Below are 26,775 nucleotides of genomic sequence, written 5' to 3'. Positions count from 1 at the left end.
ACGCCTCCGTTTGTTATTTATTTACTCAGATTATAAACCTATTAACTTAATCCAAACTTAAAAGCTTAAAGTTTTACACAAGTTGTGGATAACTCGCTTTATTCTGTGAATTCACTAGTAATTTTGAATGATTTTTTTGTGTATAAGATGTGAAATGAAGTGTGGATATGATAGAATAGAAGAATGAAAATAAAAATTGTAACAGTAGGAAAATTAAAAGAAAAATACCTTAAAGATGGAATTGCTGAATATACCAAACGAATTTCACGTTTCGCCAAATTAGAAATGATTGAGCTCACTGATGAGAAGACACCTGACAAAGCCAGTGAATTAGAAAATCAAAAAATCTTGGAAACAGAAGGTGAAAGAATTCTTTCTAAGGTTGGAGAAAGAGACTTTGTCGTTGTACTAGCCATTGAAGGAAAAACACTCTCCTCAGAGGAATTTAGTAAGCAACTAGAGCAAGCTTCTATCAAAGGATATTCAACACTTACTTTTATCATTGGAGGGAGTTTGGGTCTAGCTCCTGTTGTAAAAAATAGGGCCAATCTTTCTGTCAGTTTTGGACGTCTGACATTACCACATCAGTTAATGAGATTGGTTTTAGTTGAACAAATTTACCGTGCTTTTACAATTCAGCAGGGTTCTCCTTACCACAAATAGAAGATTGACTTAGCTCTTGTTTTTTGATAGAATGGTCATGTTAGGTCTCATAGCTCAGCTGGATAGAGCATTCGCCTTCTAAGCGAACGGTCGCAGGTTCGAATCCTGCTGGGATCAATTTTAGATGCGAAGCTGGGGTAAATTCCAGCTTTTTTCTTAAAAAAGTGCGTTTCAGGTGCAAAAATGTACAGTTGGGAAGAATTTTTTCTTACATGGTCTTCATTTTGTATAATAGGTGTGTAAGTTAACTTACAAGGAAAAATAATACAGGAGATTTCATTATGAAAAATACAGTAAAGTTGGAACAATTTAAAGAGGTAACAGAGGCAGAATTGCAGGAGATTCGGGGTGGAGATTGGAGAATTTCAGAAACAATTCGTAATCTTATTTTTCCAAGAAGAAAGTAATGAAATAAAGGTAGAGAGTAATGGATTTATTTGGATTAGGGATAGCTATTTTTTATTTTATCATTATTAGCAAAATTTATGAATGGATCTGTAAAATAAATAGAAAAGAACAAATTGTTTTTTTCTGTTATACATGCATCTCAGTTTTTATACTTGAAGAAATTATTACACTAGTATTTTCTAATAGTTTTGCTTTGTCTAAATTTTTATTTCCTTTGGTTGTGTACCTTTATTTAAGAAAGTTAAAGAAGTCTGAAAAATACAAAGCTATTTTTATCAGTTTACTATTATCTTTATTATATCACAGTACTCATACTTTTATATCCGTAACCTTATCTTCTATAACAGGAGATGAAGTAGTATTACACTATAAAAGTACATTTCTTTTCGTAGTATTGTTGATGACTTATTTTTCTATTCTAATAATAATTCGTTATTTTCATCTGGATATTAAATATTTTGATAAAGATTATCTGTATCCTTTTTTAAAAAAAGTAATAGTTGCTTTCTTTGGTTTGCATATCTTATTGTTTATTTCAGATATAGTAAGTACAACTCATCATTTAAATAGCTTCGGAAGTATTTTATCAACCATTGTTTTTATTTGCTTGTTATTGATTTTCTTTGCAATGAATTCTCACAAGGTTCAAATTGAAAAAGAGATTGCTCTAAAACAAAAGAAATTTGAACAAAAACATTTACAGACTTATACTGATGAAATTGTGGAGTTGTATAATGAAATTCGAGGTTTTCGTCATGACTATGCAGGGATGCTTGTTAGCATGCAAATGGCGATTGACAGTGGAGATTTACAAGAAATTAACAGGGTTTACAATGAAGTCCTAGTAAAAGCAAATCAGAAATTGAGGTCAGAAAAATATACTTACTTTGATTTAAATAATATAGAAGATTCTGCTTTACGAAGTTTAATTGCTCAATCTATTGTCTATGCACGAAAAAATGATGTAGAGTTTACATTGGAAGTAAAGGATATCATTACTAGACTGTCAATAGATTTACTTGATCTTGTTCGTATAATGAGCATTTTATTAAACAATGCTGTTGAAGGGGCTGCAGATAGTTATTTGAAACAAATGGAAGTTGCAGTCATTAAAATGGATTTTGAAACAGTTATAGTTATCCAGAATTCATGCAAAATCACTATGACGCCTTCAGAGGATCTATTTGCCTTAGGTTTCTCTACCAAGGGAAGAAATAGAGGTTTAGGACTTAATAATGTTAAAGAGATTTTAGATAAGTATGACAACATTATTTTAGAAACAGAGATGGAAGACAACACATTTAGACAAATTATTAGATTTAAGAGGGAATTCGAATGAAAGTATTAATTTTAGAAGATGTTATTGAACATCAAGTGAGACTAGAGAGAATATTGAATGAAATCTCGGAAGAATCGAATATTCCTATTTCATATAAGACAACAGGAAAAGTTCGTGAGTTTAAGGAATATATCGAAAATGATGAAGTAAACCAGCTTTATTTCCTAGATATCGATATTCATGGAATCGAGAAAAAAGGCTTTGAAGTGGCTCAGTTTATCCGTCATCACAATCCTTATGCTATTATTGTCTTTATTACTAGTCGATCTGAATTTGCTACCTTAACGTACAAATACCAGGTATCAGCCCTAGATTTTGTTGATAAAGATATCAATGATGAATTGTTCAAAAAACGCATCGAGCAGAGTATTTTTTACACTAAGAGCATGCTGCTTGAAAACGAAGATGTTGTAGACTATTTTGATTACAACTATAAAGGAAATGATTTGAAAATTCCTTACCATGACATTTTGTATATCGAAACCACAGGAGTTTCTCATAAACTTCGGATTATTGGTAAGAATTTTGCTAAAGAATTCTATGGAACTATGACAGATATTCAGGAAAAGGACAAACATACCCAGCGATTTTATTGCTCCCATAAATCTTTCCTTGTCAATGTGGGAAATGTGAGAGAAATTGATCGAAAGAATTTAGAAGTTGTTTTTTATGAAGATCATCGTTGTCCTATTACCCGTTTAAAAGTCCGCAAACTAAAAGATATTCTAGAGAAAAAATCTAAAAAGTGATTGACAATTAGTAAGAAATTGATATAATGGTTATATCTGCTACAGATAGATGGTCCGTTGGTCAAGGGGTTAAGACACCGCCTTTTCACGGCGGTAACACGGGTTCGAATCCCGTACGGACTATTTTATCCGCCATAGCTCAGTTGGTAGTAGCGCATGACTGTTAATCATGATGTCGTAGGTTCGAGTCCTACTGGCGGAGTTAGATAAAAAGAACACCACTGGTGTTCTTTTTTAGTTTACATCACCTAACATTTTCATAAGGAAGTCTGTCATTTCTTGCGGACTTTCTTTTTTTCCGTGAGCAATCCAAGTCTGGCAAACACCAAATAGAGCATTTGTTAGATAAATGCTACTGTATTCTAATTCAATTGGAGTGAGTTGTAGTTTCATAAAGCGTTTCTGAAGGTCGGTGCTAAGCATGATGTGAAGCTTATTTCTCAAGAAATTTTGGATTTCTTTTGTCCCATTTTCAGATAAGAGTGCAGCTAATAGTGGCTCAGACTCTAAATATTCAAACACTTCTAAAATAGCATCTCTTTTGTGATGAGCATGTTTTTGGAAAATATACTCAAAGGTATGAAATAGCATACTTTGGTAGAGTTCAATCATATCATACTTATCCTTGTAGTGAGTGTAAAAGCTGGAACGACTAATTCCGGCTTTTTCTGCTAACTTGACAGTAGAAATTTGATCAAAGGGCTGGTCCATCAATAATTGAACCATGGCATTTTCGATAATTCGTTTTGTTTTTAAACGTTTGTTACTTTCTTTCATAATTCCTCCTTGTGAACAAAAATAGACTATGTGTCTAAAAAATATTTTTTACCTTGTAATTTAGATTTTTTGATGTATAATCTATTATATCAAAATTTTAGACAATATGTGTAAAAAAGGAGAGAACATGTTTAAAGAATGGAAAGCAATATTTAAAAAACCGACCTTTATCATTGTAATGATAGGGATTTCTTTCATTCCAGCTCTATACAACATTATATTTTTATCATCCATGTGGGATCCATATGGTCAAGTATCGGAGTTACCTGTGGCAGTTGTCAATAAAGATAAGGAAGCTTCTTATAATGGACAGGCAATGACAATAGGTGAAGACATGGTGTCTAATTTAAAAGAAAATAAGGCTTTAGATTTTCACTTTGTTAATGAAGAGGAAGGAGAAAAAGGACTAGAAGATGGTGACTACTACATGGTAGTGACTTTACCAAGTGACTTATCTGAAAAAGCTACTTCTATCCTAACGAATCATCCTGAACAGATGCAGATTGATTATCAGACGTCAAGTGGGCATAGCTTTATTGCAAGTAAGATGAGTGATTCTGCAATGACACAATTAAAACAAACCGTCTCTACTAATATTACTGAAACGTACACTAAGGCTTTATTTCAAAAAATGAATGATTTGAAGTCTGGAATAAATAAAGCAGCTGAGGGAAGTGAACAATTGGCTAATGGAGCCGATCAGTTGGTGACGGGAAGTCAAACGTTGACGACAAGTCTTAATACTCTAGCTAATTCAACTGTAACTTTTTCAACTGGAGCGGATCAATTTACAAAAGGCTTATCTAGCTATGTGTCTGCTATAGAGCAATTACATACTGGTTTAGGAACTTTTAATAGTGGTTTACAAAGTTATACGAATGCTGTCTCACAAGTTGACACTGGACTTGGTCAATTAGCTTCAAAAACTCCTGAGTTGGTGACAGGTGTAAATCAGCTAAATACAGGTATAAAGTCTTATACAGGTGGCGTTTCACAACTGGATACAGGTCTCAATCAATTTTCAGTTGGTGTAAATGCTTATACAAGTAGTGTGAAAGAACTTTCTAACGGAACAAGTCAATTATCCAATCAATCAGATACACTAAGAGATGGAATGGAGCAATTAAATACTGGTATTAAAGAAATTTCAAGTCAATTAGAGTCCTCATCTCAACAAAGTGAAGAAATAGCGCAATTGGCAACAAGCTTAGGAGAACTAAATAAAACACTACAAGCTCTTACAATATCAGATGACACTCAACTGAAAAGTAAATTTTCAGAAGCTTTGCCAAATCTAACAACTCTTGCACAGGATATTGTGACTAAAAGTCAGACAGAACAAGAGAAAACTATTGCTAACCTTCAATCAACAGCTACTTATCAATCTCTCACAGAGGAACAAAAGAAAGAACTGACTGAAGCTGTTTCTAAAAATTCTAATTCTACGATTGAGTCAGCAAAAACAATTTTAACGACAGTAGGGGGATTAAAAGAAAGTATAGAGAATTCAGAACAACAAGTATCTAATCTATCTGATGTGCAGACGAAAGCAAATCAACTCTTACCTGCAGCATCTAGCTCCTTGACAACCTTGTCAAATGGATTTGCAACATTACAAACTTCTGTAAATAATAAGTTAGTTCCTGGAAGTCAGTCAATTGAAAAAGGAGTTGTAAACTACACTAAAGGATTGGATACTATTTCTATAGGTGCTAATCAACTAAGTGAAAAGAATGCAAGTTTAACAACTAGTCTGGATCAATTAGTTTCTGGATCAAGTAAGTTAACAGAAAATACATCAACCTTGACAACTGGAGTAGATGCGTTAGCTGGAAAAGCTCCAGAATTAGTATCAGGTATAGAAAGTTTGTCATCTGGTTCTGCTCAATTGAATAATAAGAGTCCAGAGCTAATAGCAGGTCTTACTAAATTACAATTTGGCTCTGGTCAATTAACAGATAAATCAACACAGTTACTTTCTGCAGCATCTCAACTAGGAAGTGGTGCCATGAAGATTGCAGATGGTGCTGGAAAACTAGCAGATGGTGGAACAACCTTAACCTCTAGTCTTGAAGATTTACAGACAGGAGTTGATTCATTAGGACAAGGATTAGGCAATGCTAACAATCAACTTAAATCAGCATCAACAGAATCTAAAAATGCAGAGACATTATCTGAACCTCTAGTTCTCTCAAAAACAGACAATGACCAAGTCCCTGTAAATGGGATTGCTATGGCTCCTTATATGATATCAGTTGCTCTTTTTGTTGCTGCTATATCTACCAATATGATTTTTGCTAAGTTGCCTTCTGGACGTCATCCAGAGAGTCGTTGGGCTTGGTTGAAGTCTCGCTCTGAAATAAATGGGATTATAGCTGTCTTAGCAGGTGTTTTAGTTTATGGAGGTGTCCATCTTATTGGATTGACTGCGAACCATGAGATGAGGACCTTGATTCTAATTATAATCACAAGTTTAGCTTTCATGTCTATGGTGACAGCTTTAACAACTTGGAATAGCCGTATAGGAGCTTTCTTCTCTCTTATTTTACTTTTATTACAGTTAGCATCAAGTGCAGGGACCTATCCCCTTGCTTTAACAAATGATTTCTTCAAAGGTATCAATCCTTGGTTACCAATGAGTTACTCTGTATCAGGCTTACGACAAACAATCTCTATGACAGGAAATATTCATCATCAAGTAATTTTCCTTATTATAACTCTAGCTTTCTTTACTGCTTTAGGTATGCTAGCTTATCAACCTAAGAAAATGGAAGAAGATTAAAAAGATTGGCCAAGAAATTGGTCAATCTTTTTCTGTCTTAGATAAATTTCGTCTGTGATTATAGATCCCAAAAAGAAGAAGGGCAGTTAGTGAGCAGGCTGCTCCAATAACAAAACCATTGGGGATAAAGGAAAGTGTAATGGTGCCTTTTCCTTTTGGAACATCAACTTTCATAAAACCAGTCTGAGCCTGCTTGATTTCAAGTTTTTTCCCATCTTGGTATGCAGACCAACCTTTGTCATAAGGAATAGTGAAGAAAATAGAGGTATCTTGTTTTACTTCATATGTAGCAAAGACTTTATTTTTAGAGGTGGATACTTCTACAGGTTGTTCTTTAATCTTTTGAATTGCCTCAGTAAGAGCCTGAGTATCTAAACGATAGAAGGTTGGAGATTCAAAGGACACCTGAGAATTTCCAGGGAAACTAACACTGATATTGAAAGTTTGTCGTTCTTCAGTATAACCCAAATTAAAGAAATTAAATGCATTGTCAGTTGTAAAAGTCTTTTTTTCTCCATTGACAATGACGTCAACTTTCTTTTGCTTATCGTTTGTAAAATGAAGATTTGAAAAAGAGAGATAGACTTGACTATTTTGAGGAACCTCAATTTGATAATCAATCTTTGCATCTTCATTAGCAGAATCTGTAATGCTCGTTAAACCATCTGAAGTATCTGTTTTATCAGATGCTATTTGGGAGAAGTAATCTAAGTTGAGATTAGCAAGCTGGTTTATAAATAAAGCCTGATTATCTAGAGTGTGATTGTTAAAGTTTACATCTTTGTAAATAGATTGAGTGGCAAAGGCAATGGGTAAAGAGAGTTTATTTTTATATAAGGTTAAATGATCCTTTTGATAAATCTCTTGAAAACCATACTTATCAAGTGAAGTTTCAGAAATATTGTACTGGATTCCAAATAAACTGTCTGCTAAAAGACTGTTATTTGCATAACGGAGATTAAGGTTGGTTCCAGAGGATTTGAATCCCAGTTTATCCAAACTAGTGCTAGCTGAACGATTTCGTACAGACGAAAATTGAGAGATTCCATTGTAGTTAAATTTCATACTGTCATTTCCAGTCTGAATTTGCAGTTTTTCAGTACGTGTAAATGGATTGTCAATTTGGTTTAGAATGGATTCCATAGCGGTGATATCTCTATTATAGACGCTACGAGAAGCAAAGGCCCATTCTTTAGCTATTCCTTCCATTTGAGATGATGCATTTAAGCTTATCTCAGCTGTTATAAATAAAGACAAAAGAATTGCAAATAGATTTACAGAGATAAATTTTCTAATGACTGCAAGAAGTAAAAGAGCATAAACTAGTAGAAATTCAAGAGTGAGCAGGATATTCAAATCAGTTAAAAAAGAATAGTGTGATTTAAAATAGACAGTAGCCAAAAATCCTGTTAGTACAAGAAAAAGTGAGACAAATAGATTCCATAGCTTCAGTTCTTTCAGACGATTTAATACTTCTGCTGCAGTATAAATTAACAGAGTGGAAAAAATCCAAGCATAGCGATGCAAAAACATATTTGGGGTATGCATCCCCTGCCAAAATAAATCAAGTGCTTCTATGTAAAAGCTTGTTATTAAAAAAGTAAAGAAAATTGCATAGGTAAGTTTCACGTGAAACTTTATGGATTTTATTGTGAAAAATAGAATGGTTAAAATAAAGGGAAGCAATCCAACAAAAATCATTGGTATAGATCCATACTTAGTTGTATCAAAAGATCCAATGAATTGTTTTGCAAAAATATCCAAATACCAGCTACTATCTGTCTTTAATTTTGTGATAGCAGTCAACTTCTCTCCATGAGTTTGTAAATCAAACAGTGTAGGAAGAGTCATAATCAAACTAGCCATTCCAGCTAAAAAGGAGGTAACAACAAAATCAAGAAAAGATGATTTTCGAGTTTTAAAGTCCCAAGAAATTTGGCAGAGATACCAGAAAATAAGAAACAATACTGTCATATACCCAAAATAATAATTTTGAATAAATAAGATTGACAAACTTGTAAAGTATAGTAGGCGCTTCTTTTGTGTTATAAGTAGGTATAAACCAGTTATAATTAAAGGAATCAAGATAAAAACATCTAGCCAGGTTTTTATCTCTAACTGACTAACGGTAAAGCTCATTAGAGCATAGGAAGTAGATAAGGCAAGTTTTAAAAATTTTGGGATATCTTTAAATAATCTAGTCAAACTAAAGAAGGTTGACAGACCAATCAATCCAAATTTTAAGAGAGTGGTCAGATAAACAGCATCTGGCATATTCGACAGATTAAAAAAGTAAACCAGAGGTGAGAGAAAACTACCCAAGTAATAACTAGATAGAGCATAGAAATTCAGTCCGAGGCCACTTGTAAAGGTGTAAAACAAACTACCATTTCCATGTAAAATATTTCGTAAAGCCACATCAAAAATAACGTATTGATGGAAACCATCTCCTAATAGTGGAGATGAATCGCTATTCCAGTAGATACCTTGAGTTAGGTATACTCCAGTCATAATTACTAAAGGAATGATGAAAGAAACAAAATAGGTCCAATATGTTTTAAAAAATGATTTCATGTTACCTCGTAGAATGATAGAAAACTCAGTTGGTTACCCCAACTGAGTTTTGAAGTCTTATTTAGTCTTTCCAAAGTTCTTTAACTTTTGCTTGTACTTCTGCATTTTCTAGGAATTCATCATAGGTTTCATCGATACGATCAATGACGCCATTTTTAGACAAAACAATGATATGGTTTGCCAAAGTTTGGATAAACTCGTGGTCATGACTGGCAAAGATGATTGATTCTTTAAAGTTTTTCAATCCATCGTTCAAGCTTGAGATAGATTCCAAGTCCAAGTGATTTGTTGGATCATCAAGTACAAGGACATTTGATTTCAAGAGCATGAGTTTTGAAAGCATGACACGTACTTTTTCTCCCCCTGACAAGACGTTTACAGGTTTGTTAACCTCATCTCCAGAAAAGAGCATACGACCAAGGAAACCACGTAGGAAGGTATTATCATCTTCTTCTTTACTTGCAAATTGACGCAACCAGTCAAGGATTGACTCTCCTCCTGCAAAATCAGCCGAGTTGTCTTTTGGCAAGTAAGAACGGCTAGTAGTAACTCCCCACTTGACAGTTCCTTCATAGTCGATGTCATCCATGATTGCACGAATTAATGCAGTCGTTTGGATGTCATTTTGTCCAATAAGAGCTGTCTTATCACCTGGACGCAAGATGAAACTAATATTGTCTAGGATAGTTTCGCCATCAATCTTTACAGTTAGATTTTCTACTGTCAAGAGATCATTACCAATCTCACGTTCTGCTTTAAAGTTGATAAATGGATATTTACGACTAGATGGCACAATCTCTTCTAATTCAATCTTGTCAAGCATTTTTTTACGAGACGTTGCTTGTCTTGACTTAGAAGCGTTGGCAGAGAAGCGAGCAACGAATTCTTGCAATTGCTTAATTTTTTCTTCTGCCTTGGCATTACGGTCTGCTAGCAATTTAGCAGCAAGCTCAGAAGATTCCTTCCAGAAGTCGTAGTTTCCGACATAGAGTTTGATTTTTCCAAAGTCAAGGTCGGCCATATGAGTACACACTTTGTTTAAGAAGTGACGGTCGTGGGATACTACGATAACGGTGTTATCAAAATCAATCAAGAAGTCTTCTAACCAAGTAATCGATTGGATATCTAAACCATTGGTTGGTTCGTCCAAAAGAAGAACATCAGGTTTACCAAATAAGGCTTTAGCAAGGAGAACCTTCACTTTTTCACCATTGGCCAATTCGCTCATGTTTTGATAGTGCAATTCTTCTGGAATGTTTAGGTTTTGAAGTAGTTGAGACGCTTCACTTTCTGCTTCCCAACCTCCAAGTTCAGCAAATTCACCTTCGAGTTCGGCTGCACGAACACCATCTTCATCTGAAAAATCTTCCTTCATGTAAATGGCGTCTTTTTCTTTCATGATGTTGTAAAGTTTTTCATTTCCCATAATGACAACATCAATAACTCGCTCATCTTCATAGTCAAAATGATTTTGACGGAGAACAGAGAGACGTTCATCTGGACCAAGAGAGATGTGACCAGTTGTTGGCTCGATATCACCAGCTAAGATTTTTAAGAATGTAGACTTCCCAGCACCATTAGCACCAATCAATCCGTATGTATTTCCTTCTGTAAATTTGATATTGACATCATCAAAAAGTTTGCGATCACTAAAACGTAGTGAAACATCAGATACTGTAAGCAATGTTTTTCTCCTATAATATGTAATATATTTATTCTACTAGAAAAGAGAGAAATATTCAAATTTTTGTTTGTCAATTTTGTGTCAATTAAGTTTACAGGTTTGTTTACAATGAGTTAGTTGTTTGATTTAAATAATTTTCTGTTATTTTAACAAAAAAATGCTATAATTGAAGAGACCATTTCGAAGGAGAAAAAAATGACGAAACCCATTATTTTAACAGGAGATCGCCCAACAGGAAAACTGCATATTGGACATTATGTTGGGAGTCTTAAAAATAGAGTATTACTGCAGGAAGAAGACAAGTATGACATGTTTGTTTTTTTGGCGGACCAACAAGCATTGACAGATCACGCCAAAGATCCTCAAACGATTGTAGAATCGATTGGGAATGTTGCCTTAGATTACCTAGCAGTTGGATTAGATTCAAGTAAATCAACCATCTTTATTCAAAGTCAGGTTCCAGAGTTAGCTGAACTGTCTATGTACTATATGAATTTGGTGTCACTAGCACGTTTAGAGCGCAATCCTACAGTGAAAACAGAGATCGCTCAGAAAGGGTTTGGAGAAAGTATTCCGACAGGATTTTTGGTTTATCCGATTGCGCAAGCAGCAGATATTACTGCCTTCAAGGCTAATTATGTTCCTGTTGGGACAGATCAGAAACCAATGATTGAGCAAACTCGTGAGATTGTTCGTTCCTTTAATCATGCTTATAATTGTGAGGTCTTGGTGGAGCCGGAAGGTATTTATCCAGAAAATGAGAGAGCAGGACGTTTGCCTGGTTTAGATGGAAATGCTAAAATGTCTAAATCCCTTAATAATGGTATTTATCTAGCTGATGATGAGGATACGTTGCGTAAAAAAGTCATGAGCATGTATACTGATCCAGACCATATTCGGGTTGAGGATCCAGGTAAGATTGAAGGAAACATGGTTTTCCATTATCTAGATGTGTTTGGTCGTCCAGAAGACGCTCAAGAAATTGCGGATATGAAAGAACATTATCAACGTGGTGGTCTTGGTGATGTGAAGACGAAACGTTATCTACTTGAAATATTAGAACGCGAACTTGGTCCTATTCGTGAGCGCCGTATCGAATTTGCTCAGGATATGGGAGAAGTGTATAATATGCTTCAAAAAGGAAGCGAAAAAGCTCGCGAGGTTGCAGGACAAACTCTATCTGAGGTTAAGGAAGCAATGGGAATTCATTATTTTAAATAAGCTTATATACTATAAGAAATTATCTTTTTTCGCACAGGAAAAGATAGTTTTTTATTTGTCCTTGTATCATTTGACAAATTTTCATAGAATGGTATGATAGATACAATACAAAAAGAGTCAAGCTCAAAAAGAAAGAAAAGAGGAAACTTCGAATGTCTAATTGGGACACTAAATTTTTGAAAAAAGGTTTTACCTTTGATGATGTATTGCTTATTCCAGCTGAGAGTCATGTGTTGCCGAATGATGCAGATTTAACAACAAAATTGGCAGATAATCTGACTTTAAATATCCCAATTATTACAGCCGCGATGGACACAGTTACAGAAAGCCAAATGGCCATTGCCATTGCTCGTGCTGGTGGTCTCGGAGTAATCCATAAAAACATGTCAATTGCGCAACAAGCGGACGAGGTTCGCAAGGTAAAACGTTCTGAAAATGGTGTTATTATTGATCCATTCTTCTTGACTCCAGAACATACCATTGCTGAGGCAGACGAACTGATGGGACATTACCGTATCAGTGGTGTTCCAGTTGTAGAAACACTTGAAAATCGTAAATTGGTTGGTATTCTAACAAACCGAGATCTTCGTTTTATTTCAGATTACAATCAACCAATCTCAAACCATATGACCAGTGAAAATCTTGTCACTGCTCCTGTTGGTACAGATCTTGCAACAGCTGAAAGCATTCTTCAAGAACACCGTATTGAAAAACTTCCTTTGGTTGATGAAGAAGGTCGTCTTTCTGGCTTGATTACTATTAAAGATATTGAAAAAGTTATTGAGTTTCCAAATGCTGCTAAAGATGAGTTTGGTCGTCTTCTAGTTGCTGGAGCGGTGGGTGTCACTTCAGATACATTTGAACGTGCCGAAGCCCTTTTTGAAGCAGGAGCTGACGCAATTGTTATTGATACTGCCCATGGTCACTCTGCTGGTGTTCTACGTAAAATTGCTGAAATTCGTGCTCACTTCCCAGACCGCACTTTGATTGCGGGTAATATTGCCACTGCTGAAGGTGCGCGTGCTCTTTATGATGCAGGTGTAGATGTTGTCAAAATCGGTATCGGACCAGGTTCTATCTGTACCACTCGTGTGATTGCAGGGGTTGGTGTCCCACAAGTGACAGCAATCTATGATGCAGCAGCAGTTGCGCGTGAATATGGTAAAACAATCATTGCTGATGGTGGAATCAAGTACTCTGGAGATATTGTAAAAGCCCTTGCTGCAGGTGGGAATGCAGTTATGCTTGGATCAATGTTTGCTGGAACAGATGAAGCACCAGGTGAAACGGAAATCTTCCAAGGACGTAAGTTTAAGACCTACCGTGGTATGGGATCAATCGCTGCAATGAAGAAAGGTTCAAGTGACCGTTACTTCCAAGGTTCTGTCAATGAAGCAAACAAACTTGTTCCAGAAGGAATTGAAGGCCGTGTTGCCTATAAAGGAGCAGCAGCTGATATTGTCTTCCAAATGATTGGTGGTATTCGCTCTGGTATGGGTTACTGTGGTGCAGCTAACCTTAAAGAACTACATGATAATGCTCAATTTATTGAAATGTCTGGGGCTGGTCTAAAAGAAAGCCATCCTCATGATGTGCAAATTACTAATGAAGCGCCAAACTACTCCATGTAAGTAGTAAAAAAGGTAAAAAAGAACTCCTGATTTTCAGGAGTTCTTTTTGTTTACAAAGTTGTCAATTTTGATTTACAGAGATTTTACCGTTTTGAATATTGAAAATACTAAGGTTTTCTGGCAAGTTTTGTAAGTGGTCTAAACTTGTTGTTGTAATAAAGGTTTGGATAGATTGAGAAATGGTTTCTAGTAATTTTAGTTGCCGTGTATTGTCAAGTTCACTCATAACATCATCAAGCAGTAGTATCGGAGACTCGTTGGTAATACTTTCCATTAGGTCAATCTCTGCTAGTTTGATAGAAAGTACAAGACTACGATGTTGACCTTGGCTTCCAAAACTAGCATCCATACCATTGATATAAAAAGAAATATCATCTCGATGAGGGCCAACTCCAGTATTCTTTTTAAATAAATCTCTGGATCTGCTTTTCTCCAAAGCAATTTTAAAAGAATTTGTTAGCTGTTCTTCATCAGTGAAGTTGACAGATGATTGATAAGATATTGACAACTCTTCCAATTTATTTGAAATTTCTAAGTGTTTTTTTTGACCAAATTTCTCTAAGTCTTTAATGAATTTTATCCGATGCTTTATAACGCGACAACCATACTCTATTAACTGATCATCTAAGACTGACAGAAATGTTTCATCAATCTTCTGGCTGGATTTTAGATAAGTATTTCTTTGCTTGAGTATGTGATTATAGTTTGACAAGTCTGACAAGTAGATTGGTTTAATTTGTCCTAGTTCGATGTCTATAAACTTTCGACGGACAGAGGGCGCTCCTTTAATTAGCTGGAGATCTTCAGGTGCGAAGAGGACAACATTCATATGTCCGATATAGTCTGATAGGCGAGCTTGTTTTAAGTGATTGACCTTAGTCACACGCCCTTTTGGCGTTAAATCAATTTCTAGAGGGATAGAGCTTGTTTTTTTCTGTAGCAAGCCAGAAAGATGGAGTTGCTCGTTATCAAAATGAATGAGATTTTTATCTGTACGAGTCCGATGACTACGTGTCAAGGCCAAGAAATAGATTGCTTCTAGAATATTGGTTTTTCCTTGTGCATTTTGACCTAGAAAGACATTTAATTTTGGATTGAAATCAATTTTTGCCTCTTTGTAGTTTCGAAAGGTTTTAATTGTTAAATGTTGGAGCCACATGGTTATCTTCCTGGAAAACGTGGAGCTTGTTTGGTTTTAGGCGATGAAGAAGTTTTTTGTTTCTTGACACTTTTATTCATCTCTTTGACAAGTTTAGCAATTCGCTCTTTCTCAATCTTATCTGCTTGATACTCTTCTTGCTCTTTTAAACTTGGTTTTGTCAAGGTGATGTCAATCTTTAAATCAGGAATGTCAATCGTATCTCCAATACGGATTTTTTTCCCACGTCTATTTTCTAATTCACCATTAAAGTAAACTTGATGATCTATTAAAAAGGATTTGATAGCACCACCGCTTTGTATAATTCCAAGTTCTTTTAGGAGGGCTTGGAGCGTAATAAATTCTTCAAATAATTTGTATTCCATAATTCACCTCAATCTTTGGTATTATACCATATTTTCCTTGAAATAGCTGAAGGAAAGTTAGCTGAAATGAAAACGGTTTTACTCTTTAAAGCTATAAAGAGAACAAGAAAAATTTTGATTTTCGTGGTATAATAGAACTCTATATGTAAGGAGGTAAGGTATGGAGTTAGTGCCTGGAATTTCAGCACATTTTGTTCAATCCAAAAAGTTTAAAACAAATAAAATCACTATTCGTTTTACTGCTCCCTTATCTCTTGAGACAATAGCAGGACGTATGTTAAGTGCAAGTATGTTGGAGACGGCAAATCAAGCTTATCCAACATCACAAGCATTTCGCAGATATTTGGCTAGTTTATATGGAACAGATATTTCCACAAGTGCTTATCGTAGAGGACAAGCACATATTCTTGACTTAACATTTACCTACGTGCGGGATGAGTTTTTGAGTAAAAAAAATGTCTTGACTTCTCGAATTTTGGAATTAGTAAAACAGACTTTATTTTCCCCCTTAGTTCAAGATGGTGCTTTTGAGCCAGCCTTGTTTGAAATTGAAAGAAAACAGTTATTGACTAGTTTAGCTACTGATATGGATGATTCATTTTATTTTGCTCATAAGGAGTTAGATAGCTTGTTCTTCCATGATGAACGTCTTCAATTGAGATACAGTGATTTACGAAATAGCATTTCAAATGAGTCTCCAGAAAGTAGCTACACGTGCTTTCAAAATGCTCTGAAGAATGATCGTATTGATTTCTTTTTCTTAGGTGATTTTAATGAAGTAGAAATCACAGAATCGCTGAAGTCATTACCCTTTACAGCTAGAGAGAACGACGTCACTATCCAGTACCATCAATCTTATTCGAATGTCCTAAGAGAGGGAATGGTTCAGAGGAATGTTGGGCAATCCATTTTGGAAATGGGCTATCATTCTCCTATAAAATATGGTGATGTTCAGCATCTGCCCATGCTTGTTATGAATGGTTTGTTGGGTGAATTTGCACATTCGAAACTTTTTACAAACGTTCGTGAAAATGCTGGAATAGCCTATACAGTCTCTAGTCAATTGGATTTATTTAGTGGTCTGTTAAGGATGTATGCGGGTATTGATAGAGAAAATCGAAATCAGGCTAGAAAAATGATGAATCATCAATTGCTAGATCTGAAAAAGGGTAACTTTACAGATTTTGAGCTTGAACAAACCAAGGAGATGATTCGACGATCTTTGTTGATGGCTCAAGATAATCAACAGACCTTAGTTGAAAGAGTCTATTTGAATGCTCTATTGGGGAAATCAAGCTTTGATATTGATCGATTGGTGGCAAAATTAGAGAGTGTTGATAAAGAAGCTGTATGTAAAGTTGCCAATAGTTTGAAGTTACAAGCGATTTACTTTATGGAAGGAGTAGAATGACAAAGGTTACTTTTGAAGAAAAATACTATCCTGCTGTAAAGGAAACAGTCTACAAAACACAATTGTCAAATGGATTGACAGTTTCTTTACTCCCTAAACAAGATTTCAATGAGGTTTATGGGATTGTAACAGTTCAATTTGGTTCTGTAGATGCAACTTATACAAGCTTGGAAAAAGGTTTACGTCATCATCCAGCAGGAATTGCACATTTTCTTGAACATAAATTGTTTGAAAGAGAAAATTCTGAGGATATAATGGCTGCTTTTACTCGATTAGGTGCGGACAGTAATGCCTTTACAAGCTTTACTAAGACCAGCTATCTTTTTTCAACAATTGACCATCTATTAGAGAATTTAGATTTGCTAGATGAGTTAGTCGGAGATGTTCATTTTACAGAAGAATCAGTTTTAAGGGAACAGGATATTATCCAGCAAGAACGAGAAATGTACCAAGATGATCCAGATTCACGCTTGTTTTTTGCAACATTAGCCAACCTTTATCCTGATACTCCTTTAGCAACAGATATAGTTGGAAGTGAAAAATCAATTTCTGAGATTCAAGTTTCAAATTTAAAAGAGAATTTTACAGAGTTTTACAAACCTGTCAACATGTCACTGTTTTTAGTTGGAAATATTGATGTAAAAGTTGTTGAGGAATACTTTTCGAAAAAGGGAAAGGAAGTTTCAAACCAGTTTACGGTTTCAAAAGAGCAACTACCCTTGCAGCCTGTGAAGCAAACAGATAGTCTTCGGATGGAAGTTTCTTCACCCAAACTTGCTGTTGCGATTAGAGGTAATGGGCAAATAATAGAAGCTGAGTCTTATCGTTACAATATTTTATTGAAATTACTATTTACGATGATGTTTGGTTGGACTTCTGATCGTTTTCAAAGGTTATATGAGTCTGGGAAGTTAGACGCGTCATTGTCACTTGAGGTTGAAGTCAATAGTCGCTTTCATTTTGTGATATTGACAATGGACACCAAAGAGCCTGTTTCTCTGTCACATCAATTTCGTAAAGCGATTCGTCAGTTTAGTAGTGATGCGGATATTACCGAGGAGCATTTAGATCTTGTTAAGAGTGAGATGTTTGGTGAGTTTTTCAGTAGCATGAACTCCTTGGAATTTATTGCAACTCAATACGATCCGATGGATCGCGGAGAAACAATTTTTGATTTTCCGAAAATTTTACAGGAAATTACTTTGGAGGATGTTCTAGAAGCTGGACATCGTTTGATTGATAATGGTGATCTAGTTGATTTTACAATCTTTCCAGCTTAAAAGATGACTAATACTAGAAAGAAGGAATGGTACGTATGAGAAAAAAAACAATTGGCGAGGTTCTACGTTTAGCTAGAATTAACCAGGGATTGAGTCTGGAAGAATTACAGGAAAAAACTGAAATTCAGTTGCATTTTCTAGAAGCTATGGAGGCAGATGATTTTGATCAACTTCCTAGTACCTTCTATGCTCGTTCTTTTTTAAGAAAATATGCCTGGGCAGTAGAGTTAGATGAAAGAATTGTTTTGGATGCATATGATTCAGGCAGTATGATTACCTACGAAGAGGTAGATGTCGATGAAGAAGACTTATCTGGTCGCAGACGATCAAATAAGAAAAAAACGTCTTATCTCCCCTTGTTTTATTTCGTTCTATTTGCTTTGTCAATTTTAATTTTTGTGACTTACTATGTTTGGAACTACATCCAAACTCAGCCAAGTCCTTCTTCAGCTAACTATAGTGTTGTGAACTCAACTAGTTCAACAACCTCATCTAGTTCAACAACCTCATCTAGTTCATCTTCTAGTAGTCAGGTATCAAGCTCATCTTCTACTGCGGAATCAACTATTACCGTTTCAGGTGAAGGGAACCGCATTGAAGCTCGCTATAAAACGAGTAAGGAAACAGCTACGGTTCAGCTGACTGTTTCGGATGCAACTAGCTGGGTAAGTGTTTCAGGAAGTGAGCTGGAGGGTGGTGTGACACTATCCGCAGACAATAAGAATGCAAAAACAACAGTTTCAACTAAGAATCCCGTTACCATTACTTTAGGTGTAGTGAAGGGAGTTACTGTGACTGTGGACAATCAAACGATTGATACTTCGAAGCTGACAACTCAGACTGGAACTGTAACACTTACATTTACTACAGATTAAGGAAAAATCAATGAAAAAAGAACAAATTCCTAATGTATTAACTATTGGTAGAATTCTCTTTATACCTCTCTTTATTCTTATTTTGACTTTGGGCCATTCACAAGGCAGTCATTTGCTGGCAGCGATCATCTTTGCAGTTGCTAGTGTAACGGATTATCTTGATGGCTACCTTGCTCGTAAATGGAATGTAGTCAGCAATTTTGGAAAATTTGCTGATCCGATGGCTGATAAGCTGTTGGTTATGTCAGCTTTTATCATGTTGATTGAGTTAGGTATGGCTCCAGCTTGGGTTGTTGCTATTATCATCTGTCGTGAACTTGCGGTGACAGGCTTACGCTTGTTGCTTGTTGAGACGGGAGGGACAGTTCTAGCAGCAGCGATGCCAGGGAAAATCAAGACCTTTAGTCAGATGTTTGCTATTATCTTTTTGCTCTTACATTGGAATTTAATTGGTCAGCTGTTGCTTTATATCGCTTTGTTTTTCACTATCTACTCTGGTTATGATTATTTCAAGGGTAGCGCTCATGTATTCAAAGGGACATTTGGTTCGAAATGAAATCGATTATTGAAGTAAAAGATCTGTCTTTTCGTTACAAGGAAGACCAGGATCATTATGATGTTAATAATGTCTCGTTTCACGTGAAACGGGGAGAATGGCTTTCGATTGTAGGTCATAATGGGAGTGGGAAATCGACAACTATCCGTTTGATTGATGGATTGCTTGAAGCAGAGTCTGGAGAAATCTGGATAGATGGGCAATTGCTGTCCTCTGAGAATGTTTGGGACTTACGCCGTCAAATTGGTATGGTTTTTCAAAATCCAGATAACCAATTTGTGGGGGCGACTGTTGAAGATGATGTTGCCTTTGGTTTAGAAAATCAGGGACTTCCTCGTGAAGAAATGAAGAAGAGAGTGTCTGAATCTTTGGAGTTGGTAGGTATGCTGGACTTTAAGAAGAGAGAACCAGCTCGTTTATCTGGTGGCCAAAAACAGCGGGTGGCCATTGCAGGAGTTGTTGCCTTGAGACCAGCTATTTTAATTCTGGACGAGGCTACAAGTATGTTGGACCCCGAGGGACGAAGAGAACTGATTCAGACAGTTCAAGAGATTCGAAAAGACAACCAGATGACAGTCGTCTCCATTACACATGATTTAGAAGAAGTTGCGATGAGTGACCGTGTCTTGGTCATGAAAAAAGGCCAAGTGGAGTCAACCAGTAGCCCAAGAGAACTTTTTTCTCGGGCTGACCTTGACCAGATAGGGTTGGATGAGCCTTTTACTAATCAATTGAGAGAATCTTTGAGAGAGACTGGTTATCGGTTGCCGGATGGCTATTTGACAGAAGGAGAGCTAGAGGACAAGTTATGGGAATTACTCTAGAAAATGTGAGCTTTACTTATCAAGAGGGGACTCCCCTATCTTCATCAGCCTTGACTGATGTTTCTTTGACGATTGAGGATGGTTCCTATACAGCTTTAGTAGGGCACACAGGTAGTGGGAAATCAACGATTTTACAGCTTTTAAATGGTCTATTGGTACCAAGTAAGGGTTTTGTTCGAGTTTTCGATACCGTCATTACCCCTACATCAACAAATAAAGAAATTCGTCAGATTCGAAAGCAGGTTGGTCTAGTGTTTCAATTTGCTGAAAATCAGATTTTCGAAGAGACTGTTTTGAAAGATGTTGCATTTGGACCGCAAAATTTTGGAGTTTCTGAGGAAGAGGCCAAGAAAATTGCGCGTGAAAAGTTAGCCTTGGTAGGCATCGATGAGTCACTCTTTGAGCGCAGTCCTTTTGAACTTTCGGGTGGCCAAATGAGACGTGTGGCTATAGCAGGTATGCTAACGATGGAGCCAACTGTCTTGGTTTTGGATGAGCCGACAGCAGGGCTAGATCCTTTGGGCAGAAAAGAATTGATGACCTTGTTTAAAGAACTCCACCTTTCTGGAATGACAATCGTTCTGGTAACGCATTTGATGGATGATGTAGCTGCATATGCTGATCAGGTCTATGTTATGGAAAAGGGACGTTTGGTCAAAAGTGGTAAACCGAGCGAAGTTTTCCAAGATGTAGACTCTATGGAAAAGGTGCAGTTAGGTGTGCCTAAAATCACAGCCTTTTGTAAGCGTTTGGCAGATAGAGGTGTAGCTTTTAAAAAACTGCCAATCAAGATAGAGGAGTTTAAGGAGTCGCTAAATGGATAGTATGATTTTAGGGCGTTATATACCAGGAGATTCCATCATTCATCGCTTGGATCCACGTAGTAAATTACTTGCCATGATCCTGCTGATTTTGATTGTATTTTGGGCCAATAATCCTCTCACCAATCTCGTTCTGTTTGTAGCGACAGGTATATTTATCGCTTTGTCAGGCGTTTCTCTCTCATTTTTCGTTCAGGGATTAAAATCCATGTTCTTCTTGATTGCTTTTACGACTCTTTTTCAGCTCTTTTTTATTTCAAGTGGAAATGTCCTATTTGAGTTTTCTTTTATAAGAATAACGGATTATGCTTTGCAACAAGCAGGAATCATTTTCTGTCGTTTTGTGTTGATTATTTTCTTTTCAACCTTGCTAACCTTAACGACCATGCCTTTGAGTCTGGCAGCTGCAGTTGAAGCTCTTTTAGCACCGATGAAACGCGTGAAAGTTCCCGTTCATGAAATTGGCCTCATGTTATCAATGAGTTTGCGTTTTGTTCCAACATTGATGGATGACACGACGCGAATTATGAATGCTCAGAAAGCCCGTGGAGTTGACTTTGGTGAAGGCAGCATCGTTCAAAAAGTAAAGGCTATGATTCCAATTTTAATTCCTCTTTTTGCGACGAGCTTAAAGCGTGCAGATTCATTGGCAATAGCGATGGAAGCGCGTGGTTATCAAGGAGGAAAGGGTAGAAGTCAGTATAGACAGTTGAGATGGAGTCAAAAGGATACACTGGCAATTCTTGTGATTTTGGTACTGGGATGTTTCTTATTTTTCTTAAAATCTTAGTAGGTTTGTAGGATTGATAAGAAGCTCACAGTAGCAGGTTTTTAGTATAAAGGTAGGAATATGAACCGTTTTAAAAAATCAAAATATCTAATCATCGTTTTTGTCACAGTTTTGGCAGTTTCTGTTCTATTAGTGACAACCTATTCAAGCGCTATTGTGACGAAACTAGGAGATGGGATTTCCTTAGTAGATAGAATTGTTCAGAAACCCTTTCAGTGGTTTGATACTTTCAAATCAGATTTGGGACATTTGACGCAGACTTACAATGAAAACGAAAGTCTAAAAAAACAGCTTTATCAACTAGAGGTGGAGTCTAATCAATCAGAAAGTTTAAAAAATGAAAATGAACAATTACGTCAGTTGCTGGATATGAAGTCAAAATTGCAGGCTACAAAAACCATTGCAGCAGATGTGATTATGCGAGCTCCAGTATCTTGGAAACAAGAGTTAACAATTGATGCGGGAAGTTTAAAAGGAGCTTCTGAAAATATGTTGGCCATTGCAAACGGGGGTTTGATTGGTAGTGTTTCAAAGGTGGAGGATCATTCAACAACGGTCAATCTATTGACAAACACCGAAAATTCAGATAAAATTTCTGTTAAAATCCTGCATGGTTCTACTGAAATTTACGGGATTATCGTTGGTTATGATAAGGAATCTGAACTGCTTAAAATTAGTCAATTAAACAGCAACAGCGACATTAGCGCGGGAGACAAGGTGACTACAGGGGGGCTCGGAAACTTTAATGTTAAGGATATCCCTGTTGGAGAGGTTGTTGCTACAACACACAGCAGTGATTATCTAACAAAGGAAGTAACAGTCAAGTTAAGTGCTGACACCAAAAATCTTCATGTGGTAGAGTTAGTGGGGAATTAGCAATGAGACTGTTAAAACAAATTGGTATTTTCTTTTTACTCCCTTTTGTCGTACTAATTGATGCACATATTGGACAATTAGCGGGATCCTTCTTCCCTCACTTTCATTTAGCAAGTCATTTTCTGTTTTTATTTCTCTTGTTTGAGACAATTGAGGTTTCAGAATATCTCTATCTAGCTTATTGCTGTATAGCGGGTTTGGTGTACGATATCTATTTTTTCCACTTGATAGGAATTGCAACACTTCTATTTATCTTGATAGGAGCTTCGCTCCATAAATTTAATAGTGTAATTTTGCTAAACCGTTGGACAAGAATGTTAACAATAGTTGTGATGAGTTTCCTATTTGATATGGGGGGCTATCTCCTTGCTCTTGCTATGGGATTGACAGTAGAATCGATGCCAGTTTTCATCGTCTATAGCCTTGTCCCATCAATGATTTTAAACTTTTTATGGATGCTTATTTTCCAATATATTTTTGAAAAATGTTATCTATAAGAAAGAAATAAAAATGTAACAAAGGCGTAATATTTATTATGTCTTTTTTTGGTATACTAGTAATGTCTTAAATAGAAGGAGTATCTACACAATATGAAGAAAAAAATCTTAGCGTCACTTTTGTTAAGTACAGTATTGGTTTCACAAGCGGCGGTATTGACAACTGTCCACGCTGAAACAACTGATGAAAAGATTGCTGCTCAAGATAGTAAGATTAGTAATTTGACATCTCAACAAAAAGAAGCTCAAAAACAAGTAGATGAAATCCAAACGCAAGTTACAGCTATCCAAACTCAACAAACGAACTTGGAAGCTGAGAACGAAACTCTACAAGCTGAATCTAAAAAACTTGAAGGAGAAATTACAGAGCTTTCTAAGAATATTGTTGCTCGTAATGAATCTTTGGAGAAACAAGCACGTAGCGCACAAACAAACGGTGCCGCAACTAGCTACATCAATACAATTGTAAATTCAAAATCAATTACAGAAGCTATTTCACGTGTTGCAGCCATGAGCGAGATTGTATCAGCTAACAACAAAATGTTGGAACAACAGAAAGCTGATAAGAAATCTATCGCTGAAAAACAGGTTGCAAATAATGAAGCAATCAACACTGTTATTGCGAACCAACAAACGCTTGCAGACGATGCACAAGCATTGACAACAAAACAAGCAGAGTTGAAAGTTGCTGAGTTAAACCTTGCTGCAGAGAAAGCTACTGCAGAAAGTGATAAAGCTACTTTATTGGAACAAAAAGCAGCAGCAGAGGCAGAAGCAAAAGCAGCAGCTGAAGCAGAAGCGGCTTATAAAGCACGTCAAACAAGTCAACAACAATCAGTTGTTGCTTCTGGAAATACAACACTTTCAGATCAAGTGCAAGCAACTTCAAGCTCTTCATCAGATGATGATTCAAGCTACACTCCAGCACCTGCTCCAACTCCAACAAGACAGCGTCCAACATACAGTACAAATGCTTCAAGTTATCCAACTGGAGAATGTACTTGGGGAGCTAAAACATTAGCACCTTGGGCTGGAGATTACTGGGGTAACGGAGCGCAGTGGGCTACAAGTGCAGCAGCTGCAGGATTCCGTACAGGATCAACTCCACAAGTTGGTGCGATTGCATGTTGGAATGACGGTGGATATGGACACGTAGCGGTTGTTACAGCAGTTTCATCATCAACTAGCATTCAAGTATCAGAATCAAACTATGGTGGAGATCGTACAATCGGTAACAAACGTGGATGGTTCAACCCAACTACAACTTCTGAAGGTTACGTAACATACATCTATCCAAACTAATGAATGAAATAAAGAGGCTCGATTTGAGTCTCTTTTCTTTTTTAGTCTTAAGTTAGGCTAAAAACTAGCAAAACCACTTGAAAATATGGCTAAAATGTGATAAAATGAAACTTGTCGTGTAAACGATAATACTCATTCTTGATGAATTGTGAAACTGTTGCCCTCGGGTCGTTTTGCAAGTTGAAGTCGAGGAGAGGAAAAAAACAAAAAGGAGAAATACTCATGGCAGTAATTTCAATGAAACAACTTCTTGAGGCTGGTGTACACTTTGGTCACCAAACTCGTCGCTGGAACCCTAAGATGGCTAAGTACATCTTCACTGAGCGTAACGGAATCCACGTTATCGACTTGCAACAAACTGTAAAATACGCTGACCAAGCATACGACTTTATGCGTGATGCTGCAGCTAACGATGCAGTTGTATTGTTTGTTGGTACTAAAAAACAAGCTGCTGACGCTGTTAAAGAAGAAGCAGAACGTTCAGGTCAATACTACATCAACCACCGTTGGTTGGGTGGAACTCTTACTAACTGGGGAACTATCCAAAAACGTATTGCTCGTTTGAAAGAAATCAAACGTATGGAAGAAGAAGGAATCTTCGACGTTCTTCCTAAGAAAGAAGTTGCACTTCTTAACAAACAACGTGCACGTCTTGAAAAATTCTTGGGTGGTATCGAAGACATGCCTCGTATCCCTGATGTAATGTACGTAGTTGACCCACATAAAGAACAAATCGCTGTTAAAGAAGCTAAAAAATTGGGTATCCCAGTTGTAGCGATGGTTGACACAAACACTGATCCAGACGATATCGATGTAATCATCCCAGCTAACGATGACGCTATCCGCGCTGTTAAATTGATCACAGCTAAATTGGCTGACGCTATCATCGAAGGACGTCAAGGTGAGGACGCAACAGCAGTTGAAGCTGAATTTGCAGCTTCAGAAGCTCAAGCTGACTCAATCGAAGAAATCGTTGAAGTTGTAGAAGGCGACAACGCTTAATTCATATAAATAGTAATTACCTAGGAGGGCGGGGCCTAGCCCAGCTCTCCTATTTTTAAAAAATATAGGAGAATCAAAATGGCAGAAATTACAGCTAAACTTGTAAAAGAGTTGCGTGAAAAATCTGGTGCCGGTGTTATGGACGCTAAAAAAGCGCTTGTAGAAACAGACGGTGATATCGAAAAAGCGATCGAATTGCTTCGCGAAAAAGGTATGGCGAAGGCAGCTAAGAAAGCTGACCGTGTTGCTGCAGAAGGTTTGACTGGTGTATTTGTTAATGGTAACGTTGCAGCAGTAGTTGAAGTAAATGCTGAAACTGACTTCGTTGCGAAAAACGCTCAATTCGTTGACTTGGTAAACGCAACAGCTAAAGTAATTGCTGAAGGAAAACCAGCTAACAACGAAGAAGCTCTTGCTTTGACAATGCCTTCAGGTGAAACTCTTGAAGCTGCATATGTATCTGCAACAGCTACAATCGGTGAAAAAATCTCATTCCGTCGTTTTGCTTTGCTTGAAAAAACAGATGCACAACACTTCGGAGCATACCAACACAATGGTGGACGTATCGGTGTTATCTCTGTAATCGAAGGTGGAGACGAAGCGCTTGCTAAACAAATCTCAATGCACATTGCTGCGATGAAACCAACAGTTCTTTCTTACAAAGAATTGGATGAGCAATTCGTTAAAGATGAGTTGGCACAATTGAACCACGTAATCGACCAAGATAACGAAAGCCGTGCAATGGTTGGTAAACCAGCTCTTCCACACTTGAAGTATGGATCAAAAGCACAATTGTCTGATGAAGTGATTGCTCAAGCTGAAGCTGATATCAAAGCTGAGTTGGCTGCAGAAGGCAAACCAGAAAAAATCTGGGACAAAATCATCCCAGGTAAAATGGACCGCTTCATGCTTGACAACACCAAAGTTGACCAAGCATACACACTTCTTGCACAAGTATACATCATGGATGACAGCAAGACAGTTGAAGCTTACCTTGAATCAGTAAATGCTTCAGTAGTTGAGTTCGCTCGCTTTGAAGTTGGTGAAGGTATTGAGAAAGCTGCAAACGACTTTGAAGCAGAAGTTGCAGCTACAATGGCAGCAGCCTTGAATAACTAATAGAAAAGGAAGCAAATTGCTTCCTTTTTCTTTTTGTCTAGAGAGTAGATTCTGTATGAGTAAACAAAAA

General features: G+C 36.7%; 24 protein-coding genes and 3 tRNA genes. 22 read left to right on the top strand and 5 right to left on the bottom strand.

Annotated elements, in window-relative coordinates; translation table 11 throughout:
- The first annotated feature begins 183 nt into the window (after positions 1 to 183).
- From rlmH to A6J84_RS07650, 7 genes are all read left to right on the top strand, one after another.
- The gene (gene rlmH / locus A6J84_RS07680; protein WP_000694219.1) at positions 184 to 663 is read left to right on the top strand and encodes a 23S rRNA (pseudouridine(1915)-N(3))-methyltransferase RlmH; all 480 of its coding nucleotides are present in this window, start codon (positions 184 to 186) and stop codon (positions 661 to 663) included.
- Between the two features lie 43 nt (positions 664 to 706).
- A tRNA-Arg gene (locus A6J84_RS07675) sits at positions 707 to 780 on the top strand.
- Positions 781 to 944: 164 nt separating this feature from the next.
- Positions 945 to 1,070: a competence-stimulating peptide ComC gene (gene comC / locus A6J84_RS07670; protein ID WP_000799678.1), complete on the top strand. Its 126-nt coding sequence runs from the start codon at positions 945 to 947 to the stop codon at positions 1,068 to 1,070.
- A 20-nt stretch (positions 1,071 to 1,090) separates the two neighbouring features.
- Complete coding sequence (comD, locus tag A6J84_RS07665; protein WP_000362883.1) at positions 1,091 to 2,410, top strand: competence system sensor histidine kinase ComD; 1,320 nt, start codon at positions 1,091 to 1,093, stop codon at positions 2,408 to 2,410.
- Entirely contained in the window at positions 2,407 to 3,159 is a 753-nt protein-coding gene (comE, locus tag A6J84_RS07660) for a competence system response regulator transcription factor ComE (RefSeq protein WP_000866079.1), read from the top strand. The genes comD and comE overlap by 4 nt, the downstream gene beginning before the upstream one ends.
- 51 nt (positions 3,160 to 3,210) lie before the next feature.
- Positions 3,211 to 3,282: transfer RNA gene (locus A6J84_RS07655), tRNA-Glu, on the top strand.
- Between the two features lie 5 nt (positions 3,283 to 3,287).
- Positions 3,288 to 3,361, top strand: a tRNA-Asn gene (locus A6J84_RS07650).
- Between the two features lie 32 nt (positions 3,362 to 3,393).
- On the opposite strand, the gene A6J84_RS07645 is transcribed toward A6J84_RS07650, so the two are convergent.
- Positions 3,394 to 3,936 (bottom strand): TetR/AcrR family transcriptional regulator, encoded by a 543-nt coding sequence (locus tag A6J84_RS07645; protein ID WP_000665081.1) that lies wholly within the window; start codon positions 3,934 to 3,936, stop codon positions 3,394 to 3,396.
- Between the two features lie 127 nt (positions 3,937 to 4,063).
- On the opposite strand from A6J84_RS07645, the gene A6J84_RS07640 reads away from it, so the two are divergent.
- Complete coding sequence (locus A6J84_RS07640; RefSeq protein WP_070696094.1) at positions 4,064 to 6,718, top strand: YhgE/Pip domain-containing protein; 2,655 nt, start codon at positions 4,064 to 4,066, stop codon at positions 6,716 to 6,718.
- 21 nt (positions 6,719 to 6,739) lie between these two features.
- Here A6J84_RS07640 and A6J84_RS07635 read toward each other — a convergent pair whose 3' ends face one another.
- Both A6J84_RS07635 and A6J84_RS07630 read right to left on the bottom strand, forming a co-directional pair.
- Positions 6,740 to 9,292: a YfhO family protein gene (locus A6J84_RS07635; protein ID WP_049520653.1), complete on the bottom strand. Its 2,553-nt coding sequence runs from the start codon at positions 9,290 to 9,292 to the stop codon at positions 6,740 to 6,742.
- A gap of 61 nt (positions 9,293 to 9,353) precedes the next feature.
- The gene (locus A6J84_RS07630) at positions 9,354 to 10,976 is read right to left on the bottom strand and encodes an ATP-binding cassette domain-containing protein (RefSeq protein WP_000958788.1); all 1,623 of its coding nucleotides are present in this window, start codon (positions 10,974 to 10,976) and stop codon (positions 9,354 to 9,356) included.
- A 195-nt stretch (positions 10,977 to 11,171) separates the two neighbouring features.
- On the opposite strand from A6J84_RS07630, the gene trpS reads away from it, so the two are divergent.
- Positions 11,172 to 12,197, top strand: coding sequence for a tryptophan--tRNA ligase (trpS, locus tag A6J84_RS07625; RefSeq protein ID WP_084922202.1), 1,026 nt, complete (start codon positions 11,172 to 11,174; stop codon positions 12,195 to 12,197).
- A 152-nt stretch (positions 12,198 to 12,349) separates the two neighbouring features.
- Positions 12,350 to 13,828, top strand: coding sequence for an IMP dehydrogenase (gene guaB, locus A6J84_RS07620; RefSeq protein WP_095726362.1), 1,479 nt, complete (start codon positions 12,350 to 12,352; stop codon positions 13,826 to 13,828).
- Positions 13,829 to 13,889: 61 nt separating this feature from the next.
- Here guaB and recF read toward each other — a convergent pair whose 3' ends face one another.
- Together recF and yaaA are read right to left on the bottom strand one after the other, a co-directional pair.
- On the bottom strand, positions 13,890 to 14,987 hold the full coding sequence (gene recF, locus A6J84_RS07615; RefSeq protein WP_095726361.1) for a DNA replication/repair protein RecF: 1,098 nt from the start codon (positions 14,985 to 14,987) through the stop codon (positions 13,890 to 13,892).
- Positions 14,988 to 14,989: 2 nt separating this feature from the next.
- Complete coding sequence (gene yaaA, locus A6J84_RS07610; protein ID WP_084945033.1) at positions 14,990 to 15,352, bottom strand: S4 domain-containing protein YaaA; 363 nt, start codon at positions 15,350 to 15,352, stop codon at positions 14,990 to 14,992.
- 160 nt (positions 15,353 to 15,512) lie between these two features.
- Here yaaA and yfmF point away from each other — a divergent pair, with 160 nt between their 5' ends.
- The 12 genes from yfmF (at position 15,513) to tsf (ending at position 26,705) form a co-directional block, all read left to right on the top strand.
- A complete protein-coding gene (yfmF, locus tag A6J84_RS07605) occupies positions 15,513 to 16,763 on the top strand; it encodes an EF-P 5-aminopentanol modification-associated protein YfmF (protein ID WP_095726360.1) in 1,251 nt (416 codons plus the stop codon).
- Positions 16,760 to 18,043, top strand: a complete 1,284-nt coding sequence (gene yfmH / locus A6J84_RS07600) for an EF-P 5-aminopentanol modification-associated protein YfmH (protein WP_095726359.1) — start codon at positions 16,760 to 16,762, stop codon at positions 18,041 to 18,043. Before yfmF ends, yfmH begins: the two co-directional genes overlap by 4 nt.
- 35 nt (positions 18,044 to 18,078) lie before the next feature.
- A complete protein-coding gene (rodZ, locus tag A6J84_RS07595; RefSeq protein ID WP_095726358.1) occupies positions 18,079 to 18,918 on the top strand; it encodes a cytoskeleton protein RodZ in 840 nt (279 codons plus the stop codon).
- A 10-nt stretch (positions 18,919 to 18,928) separates the two neighbouring features.
- Entirely contained in the window at positions 18,929 to 19,474 is a 546-nt protein-coding gene (gene pgsA, locus A6J84_RS07590; protein ID WP_042903077.1) for a CDP-diacylglycerol--glycerol-3-phosphate 3-phosphatidyltransferase, read from the top strand.
- Positions 19,471 to 20,298: an energy-coupling factor ABC transporter ATP-binding protein gene (locus tag A6J84_RS07585; RefSeq protein WP_042903076.1), complete on the top strand. Its 828-nt coding sequence runs from the start codon at positions 19,471 to 19,473 to the stop codon at positions 20,296 to 20,298. The genes pgsA and A6J84_RS07585 overlap by 4 nt, the downstream gene beginning before the upstream one ends.
- Positions 20,283 to 21,122 (top strand): energy-coupling factor transporter ATPase, encoded by an 840-nt coding sequence (locus A6J84_RS07580; protein ID WP_084945035.1) that lies wholly within the window; start codon positions 20,283 to 20,285, stop codon positions 21,120 to 21,122. The genes A6J84_RS07585 and A6J84_RS07580 overlap by 16 nt, the downstream gene beginning before the upstream one ends.
- Entirely contained in the window at positions 21,115 to 21,909 is a 795-nt protein-coding gene (locus A6J84_RS07575) for an energy-coupling factor transporter transmembrane component T family protein (protein ID WP_084945036.1), read from the top strand. The genes A6J84_RS07580 and A6J84_RS07575 overlap by 8 nt, the downstream gene beginning before the upstream one ends.
- A 60-nt stretch (positions 21,910 to 21,969) precedes the next feature.
- Positions 21,970 to 22,785 carry a rod shape-determining protein MreC gene (gene mreC, locus A6J84_RS07570; protein WP_084945037.1) on the top strand — a complete coding sequence of 272 codons (816 nt, stop codon included), beginning with the start codon at positions 21,970 to 21,972 and terminating at the stop codon, positions 22,783 to 22,785.
- Positions 22,786 to 22,787: 2 nt separating this feature from the next.
- Complete coding sequence (mreD, locus tag A6J84_RS07565) at positions 22,788 to 23,282, top strand: rod shape-determining protein MreD (protein WP_095726357.1); 495 nt, start codon at positions 22,788 to 22,790, stop codon at positions 23,280 to 23,282.
- Positions 23,283 to 23,375: 93 nt separating this feature from the next.
- Entirely contained in the window at positions 23,376 to 24,584 is a 1,209-nt protein-coding gene (gene pcsB / locus A6J84_RS07560; RefSeq protein WP_000726991.1) for a peptidoglycan hydrolase PcsB, read from the top strand.
- Positions 24,585 to 24,806: 222 nt separating this feature from the next.
- Complete coding sequence (rpsB, locus tag A6J84_RS07555) at positions 24,807 to 25,586, top strand: 30S ribosomal protein S2 (protein WP_000268477.1); 780 nt, start codon at positions 24,807 to 24,809, stop codon at positions 25,584 to 25,586.
- Between the two features lie 78 nt (positions 25,587 to 25,664).
- The gene (tsf, locus tag A6J84_RS07550) at positions 25,665 to 26,705 is read left to right on the top strand and encodes a translation elongation factor Ts (protein ID WP_000808056.1); all 1,041 of its coding nucleotides are present in this window, start codon (positions 25,665 to 25,667) and stop codon (positions 26,703 to 26,705) included.
- Positions 26,706 to 26,775: the final 70 nt, after the last annotated feature.

The sequence above is a fragment of the Streptococcus sp. FDAARGOS_256 genome (assembly GCF_002289235.2).
Taxonomy (GTDB): domain Bacteria; phylum Bacillota; class Bacilli; order Lactobacillales; family Streptococcaceae; genus Streptococcus.
This window is presented reverse-complemented; position numbering and strand designations above follow the sequence as displayed.